A 6,291-nucleotide genomic window follows, 5' to 3' on the forward strand; every position below is an offset into this window, starting at 1 on the left:
TCGTCGTGGCGGCCGGACGGCGCTGGTGGAGCGTCCTAGCATCGACAGCATCCGGGTGTTGAGGCCACCCGCACCCTGCCCCGACGACACGTCAACGGACGTCCAGACGGCCCCATCAGGAGCACAGCGTGCGAGCGACTTTCGCGGATTTCACCACCGATCCGCCTCGATTCGGCAATGGCACGGCCCGGTACGAGCGATGCCATCCCGACCGTGACCGGCTCGCGATCGGCGCGGGCGGACGGGTCGCACTCGACTTCGCGCTGGACGACGGCGAACTGCCGGAGCAGCTCACGCTGACCCTGATCGCGCGGGTCTCACCGCTGGGCGAATCCTTAGGATGCGCGCCGATCGACATCACCGTCAACGGGCATGCGGTGATCGAGCGGTTCACCGTGCCCGGCGGCGCCCGCCCCCGGGAGGTGGCCTTCGCGGTCCCCGGTGAGGCGCTGGTGGTGGGCACGAACACACTGTGCGTCCGCGGCTGCGCCGAGGCACGCGGTCTGCTGTGGCTGTACCGCATCACCGTCGAGCCCTCCCGTATCTGCGCCCGTATCCACCTCATGACGGAGGAGCAGCCCGCCGAGGCCGCGGTGTGCGTCTACCGCACCGAGTGGCGCGCCCCGGGCTCGGTCGAATGGCGGCCCGCCCCGCGGCTGCTGGTCCATCTGGACCGGGGTGAGGGCTCGCTCCCCGCCCGGCTCGCCTGGCGCGGGCAGGACGGCGCGGAGGCATCCATCGGCTTCCAGCCGGCGATGACGGAGTTCTACGGACACCGCCGGGCCGCCGACGGCACGCTCACCGAATACCGGGGAGCGCTGGAGGGCCGCTCGGCCCTTCGGGACAGCGCGTGGGAAGAGGTGATGCACCGCTTCCGTACGGAGGAGGGCGGTGCGGCCGGGGGCGGCCGCCACCTCCGCCAGGAGCTGCGCCTGCTGATCGAGGACGGGGGGCCGCCCGTCGAGCGGGTGATCTGGGGCGACCCGTCGGGACACTCGGGCACGGTGTCGCTGCTGGCCGCCGAGCCCGGCCCGGAGGCCGAGGTGACCGACCTGGTCACCAGGGTCCGGGCGCACAGCGAGTTCACCGAGGCCGGCGAGGTCGCGGAGAACCTGCTGCACGACTCATGGCACAAGTGGCTGGGCCATGGCGGCCGCGCCTGGCTGGAGTTCACCCTGCGGCGGCCGGTCGCCGTCGGCCACTACGTCCTGACCTCGGCGAACGACGTCCCCGGCCGCGACCCCAGGGACTGGACCCTCAAGGGTTCGAACGACGGGGAGCACTGGGTGGACCTCGACACCCGCGTCGAGGAGAGCTTCGCCCATCGCCATCAGCCCCGCGGGTTCACCTTCCCCGCCCACACGGCCTACGGCCACTACCGCCTGGAGATCACCCGGAACGCGGGGGAGGACCATGTCCAGCTCTCCCAGGTCCGGTTCTTCACCTCCGCCCCCCAACCGAGGGGCTTCATCGGCCACTACCAGCGGGCGGGCGAGGCGCCGACCGGATACCGCGGCACCTCGCTGTCGGCCACCACGGAGCCGGAGCCGGAGTCGAAGGCGCTGCCGCGGACCGTCGAGCGGTGGCGGTCCTATCTGGCGGAGTACAGCGCGGCCATCCTGCGGGTGGCCGACGACGAGGACCTGAGCGAGGTCGGCGACGATCAGCGGGCCGCCGGCTGGCTCGGGTTCGAGGGCGCGGACGAGGAGAGCCTCCTCGCCCTGGAGGAGCGGCTCGGCACCCGGCTCCCGCCGAGCTACCGGGCCTTCCTGGGCGCCTCCGACGGCTGGCTGAACATCAGCCCGTTCATGTGGCGGATGCGGGCGGCCAAGACCGTCGGCTGGCTGCGCGAGGCCGACCCCGAGACCTGGGCCGTCATCCGCGGCGGCGAGGGCGAGGACTGGGACGACACCGCGTTAATGGACCGGGCGCTGCTGGTCTCCGAGGAGGGCGACGCCCAGCACTGGCTGCTGGACCCCGCCGATGTGTCCGAGGACGGGGAGTGGGCGGCGTACATCTGGGCGAGCTGGTACCCGGCCCTGGGCGACCGGCACGCCTCGTTCGCCGAACTGGTCGCCGAGGAGCGCACCGGTTTCGAGGACCAGGCGGCCCTGGACATCCGCATGGCGCGGCCCGGGAGCGCCGGGGAGCTGGTGGCCGAGGGCCGGGCGCAGGCCCTGCGGGGCGAGGTGCGCAAGGCGATGGCCACCTTCGAGCGGGCCGCGGTCAAGGGCTCGGGCGCCGGCGCGTATCTGGGCACCATCCTGGGGGCGTTCCTCGACATCAGCGTCGCCCACCACTGGATCCGCAACCGCGTCCTCGGGGACCCGCACGTCATCGAGGTGATCGGCAGGGAACAGATACGGGCCGAGGCCGCCCCGCTCTATCTGCGCTGTGCGGCCGAGGAATGGACCGGCGCCCCCGGTGGCTATGTCTCGGCCCTCGGCGACATCCTGCCCCGGCTCCCCGACGGCGTGGACGGGGTCGTGGGCGCGGGCGGTGTGTCCGCGGGCGGCGCCGCCACCGAGGGCGACGACACCGCCGCCTGGGTTGCCAGGGCCGCCGCCTTCGTCCCGCCGGCCCTGCCCGAATCCCGCACCTTCCAGCAGGCCCTGGACCTGGCCAGGGCGCTGGCCGACCGCGGTGCCATCGACCAGTCCTGGGCCGTGATCGAGGCCGCCCTGCCCCACTGGCACTCCGACTCCCCGCATCGCATCGCCCCGGTCGTCCTCCTCACCGATCCGGCGTTCCGCGAGGTGATCACCCCGGCCCGGGCCCGTCGCGTCGTCACCACGCCCCGGGGAGAGTTCCGCGAGTAGGCCCCGGCCCTCCTGTGGCCCGCTCTCCTATGGCCCGCCGTCCTATGGCCCGCCGTCCGCCGCCGGAAGGCCGTCCAGGAGGGTGCCGAGCGCGGCCGTCACCAGCGCGCACACCTCGTCCGGGTCCGCGTCGGCCAGCGGCTCCTTGCCCACGAGCACCCGCATCATCCCTATGCCGAGCAACCAGGACAGCGCCAGATCCGCCCGCAGCTCGTGGTTGTCGGCGCTGGACAGGGAGGCCAGCACCCGCGCGTAGTCGTCGCTGATGGCGCGCACGGCCGTACCGATCTCGTCACCGCTGTCCACCGAGCGCAGCAGCGTCGCCAGCGCGCGGGTGCCCGGATCCTTCGCACCGTGGCCCAGCAGCCCCCGCAGGGCGGTCTCCGGCAGCTCATGGGGTGGGGTGGTGCGCAGCTGCTCCTCCCCGTTGCGCGCGATCACCTCGCCGAACAGCGCTCTCTTCGAGCCGAAATAGCGGAACAGCAGCGCCTGGTTGACCCCCGCGCGATCGGCGATGTCCCGCACCGTCGCCCGTTCATAGCCCCGCTCGGCGAACAGCGCCGCCGCGGCCTCCAGCAGCCGCCGACGTGTGTTCCGCGCGTCCCGCCGCTGTCCCTCGGACACGGTCGTCCCCATCACGCCACACCCTCTCGTCAGCTTGCGGCGATTCCCCGTCGGGCCGCCAGATCAACGGCGCAAAGGGGCCGTTGACCGTACCAGCCGACGGCTCCTACGTTTGTAAGCACGTGCTTACGCAAGGGAGGCCACGGTGACCACAGCGGAGACGACACCCCTCACCTATCCCTTCAACTCCTCCGACGGGCTGGCGCTCAGCGAAGCGTACGAACAGGCCAGGAACCGCACCGGATTACTCCGGGTGCGCCTGCCCTACGGCGAGCCCGCCTGGCTGGCCACGCGGTACGCCGACGCCCGGCTGGTGCTCGGCGACCGGCGGTTCAGCCGCGCGGAGGCGCTCCACCACGACGAGCCACGGCAGTCCGAGGGCCGGCGCGACAGCGGCATCCTGACCATGGACCCGCCCGACCACACCCGGCTGCGCACCCTCGTCGCCAAGGCGTTCACCGTCCACCAGGTGGAGAAACTCCGCCCCTGGGTCCGGCAGTTGACCCATGACCTGCTCGACGACCTGGAGGCGGCGGGGCCACCGGCCGATCTCGTGGACCGCTATGCCCTGCCCATTCCGGTCGGGGTCATCTGCGCCATGCTCGGCGTCCCGGAGGAGGACCGGCCGAAGTTCCGGACCTGGAGCGACGCCGCGCTGTCCACCAGCTCGCTGACCGCCGAGGAGTCCGCCCGCAACACCGAGGAGCTGCGCGCCTATATGGCCGGGCTGGTCGAGGCCCATCGCGGCAGCCCCCGGGACGACATCATGACCTCGCTGATCGAGGCGAGGGACGCGGGCGACCGGCTGTCCGAGCTCGAACTCGTCGATCTGTGCGTGGCCATCCTGGTGGCCGGGCACGAGACCACGGCCACCCAGATCCCCAACTTCGTGCTGACGCTGCTGGAGCACCCGCGGGAGCTGCGGCGGCTGCGCGAGAACCCCGAGCTGCTGAACGGCGCCGTCGAGGAGCTGCTGCGCTTCGTCCCGCTGGGCATGGGGGCCTCCCAGGCCCGCTACGCCACCGAGGACGTCGAGGTGGGCGGCACCCTGGTGCGCGCCGGGGAGCCCGTGCTGGTCGCGGTGGGCTCGGCCAACCGCGACGCGCTGCGCTTCGACGAGGCGGGCGTTCTGAACGTCGCCCGCCCCGCCGCCCAGCACCTCGGCTTCGGCCACGGAGTGCACCACTGCCTGGGCGCGCCGCTGGCCCGTCTGGAGCTCCAGGAGGCGCTCGGCGCGCTGATCACCCGGTTCCCGGGGCTGCGGGCGGCCGGGGATGTGGAGTGGAAGGGCCAGATGCTGGTCCGCGGGCCCCGTGTCATGCCGATCGCGTGGTGAGCGGGATGACCTGGAAGGCGGAGATCGACCCCGGCCGGTGCATGGCGTCCGGCATGTGCGCCGGAATCGCCCCCGACCTGTTCGTCCTCGACGAGGAACACGCCCGGCCGCTTGACGAGGAGGTCCCCGAGGAGGAGCGGGTGCTGGACGCGGCGGACTCCTGTCCCGCGCTGGCGATCACCATCCGCGACGGCACCACGACCGTCGGACCGCGTCCCTGAACCCGCTCCGCGAACCCCGCGTCAGGGCTTCTGGGCGACACCCGCCCAGAAGGACACCTCTTCGTCGGTCACATCGCCGGTCTCCACCTGGGAGTCCGTTTCGGCCAGGTCGGTGCGCCACCGGTGCGGCACCTCCAGGCCCGGTTCGGCCAGCTCCAGCCCGGTGAAGAAGCGTTCCACCTCGTCCCTGGTGCGGATCTTCCCCGGGATGCCCCCCTTGTTGTAGATCTGCACGGTCTTCTGGGTGGCCTCGGGGTCGAAGTCCGGGGTGATGTGGCTCAGCACCAGGAAGGAGCCGGGGGCGAGCGCGTCGACCAACTGCTGGACGATCTCGTACGGGCCCCACTCGTCGGGGACGAAGTGCAGCAACGAGACCAGGCTCAGCGCGACGGGCTCGGACAGGTCCAGCACCTCGGTGAGATCGGGCGAGGCGAGGATGTTCCCGGGCTCGGTGATGTCCCCGTGCACATAGGCGGTACGGCCCTCGGGGCTGCTCTTGAGCAGCGCCTGGGCGTGGGCGAGGACGATGGGGTCGTTGTCCACGTAGACGACGCGGGCGTCCGGGGCTATTCCCTGGGCGACCTCGTGCAGATTGGGCCGGGTGGGGATGCCGGTGCCGATGTCGAGGAACTGGCGGATGCCCCGCTCGGCGGCCAGGAACCGGATCGCGCGGTGCATCCAGGCCCGGTTGGTCCGGGCGGCGATCATGACACCCGGCCAGAGGGTGAGCACCTTGGCCGCGGCCTCACGGTCGGCGACGTAGTTGTCCTTGCCGCCCAGGAAATAGTCGTACATCCGGGCGCTGTGCGGTCGCCCCTGGTTGAGAGGGGTGTTGGGGGGCTCCGGCCCGCTTCCGGTCTGGGATGCTACCCCTTGCGCGGTCACGTGGTTCTCCTCCGTATCCGGGCGCGATCCCTCGCGCCGCGGCCGACTGTTCCCAGGATGGTAAACCGCGTTCCGGTTACGGGAAGTTGAGGGGCCCGGTCGCGGCCGGCGCCGTGAGGCGCCGGCCGCACCGCCCGGTCAGGACCCGGTCAGGAGGCCACGTTGTCCATGCGTTCGCGCAGGCTGCGCGGCCGCATGTCGGTCCACACCTCGTCGACGTAGGCGGAGCACTCGTCCTTGGTGCCCTCCTTGCCGACGGGGCGCCAGCCCTCGGGCACCTCGAGGTCGGCGGGCCACAGCGAGTACTGGTCCTCGTCGTTGCGCAGCACCTGGTAGCGGGCGTTGTCGTCCATGGTCGTTCTCTCCTGTCGGTGTTTCGGTCAGGTCGGGGATGGTCGGTGCGGTG

At 72.1% G+C, this 6,291-nt stretch carries 6 protein-coding genes; 3 read left to right on the forward strand and 3 right to left on the reverse strand.

Annotated elements, in window-relative coordinates; all coding sequences use genetic code 11:
• Positions 1–128 precede the first annotated feature (128 nt).
• Positions 129–2,819, forward strand: a complete 2,691-nt coding sequence (locus J8403_RS40450; RefSeq protein ID WP_211127524.1) for an SMI1/KNR4 family protein — start codon at positions 129–131, stop codon at positions 2,817–2,819.
• Between the two features lie 42 nt (positions 2,820–2,861).
• Here J8403_RS40450 and J8403_RS40455 read toward each other — a convergent pair whose 3' ends face one another.
• Positions 2,862–3,455, reverse strand: coding sequence for a TetR/AcrR family transcriptional regulator (locus J8403_RS40455; RefSeq protein WP_211127525.1), 594 nt, complete (start codon positions 3,453–3,455; stop codon positions 2,862–2,864).
• Positions 3,456–3,588: 133 nt separating this feature from the next.
• On the opposite strand from J8403_RS40455, the gene J8403_RS40460 reads away from it, so the two are divergent.
• On the forward strand, positions 3,589–4,779 hold the full coding sequence (locus J8403_RS40460; RefSeq protein WP_211127526.1) for a cytochrome P450: 1,191 nt from the start codon (positions 3,589–3,591) through the stop codon (positions 4,777–4,779).
• Between the two features lie 5 nt (positions 4,780–4,784).
• Positions 4,785–5,000, forward strand: coding sequence for a ferredoxin (locus J8403_RS40465; RefSeq protein ID WP_211127527.1), 216 nt, complete (start codon positions 4,785–4,787; stop codon positions 4,998–5,000).
• A gap of 21 nt (positions 5,001–5,021) precedes the next feature.
• Here the strand turns inward: J8403_RS40465 and J8403_RS40470 are convergent, their stop codons facing one another.
• Together J8403_RS40470 and J8403_RS40475 are read right to left on the reverse strand one after the other, a co-directional pair.
• Positions 5,022–5,885: an SAM-dependent methyltransferase gene (locus tag J8403_RS40470; RefSeq protein WP_211127528.1), complete on the reverse strand. Its 864-nt coding sequence runs from the start codon at positions 5,883–5,885 to the stop codon at positions 5,022–5,024.
• A 149-nt stretch (positions 5,886–6,034) separates the two neighbouring features.
• Positions 6,035–6,238: an MbtH family protein gene (locus J8403_RS40475; RefSeq protein WP_046086618.1), complete on the reverse strand. Its 204-nt coding sequence runs from the start codon at positions 6,236–6,238 to the stop codon at positions 6,035–6,037.
• Positions 6,239–6,291: the final 53 nt, after the last annotated feature.

The organism is Streptomyces yatensis (assembly GCF_018069625.1).
In the GTDB taxonomy this organism is placed as follows: Bacteria; Actinomycetota; Actinomycetes; order Streptomycetales; family Streptomycetaceae; genus Streptomyces; species Streptomyces yatensis.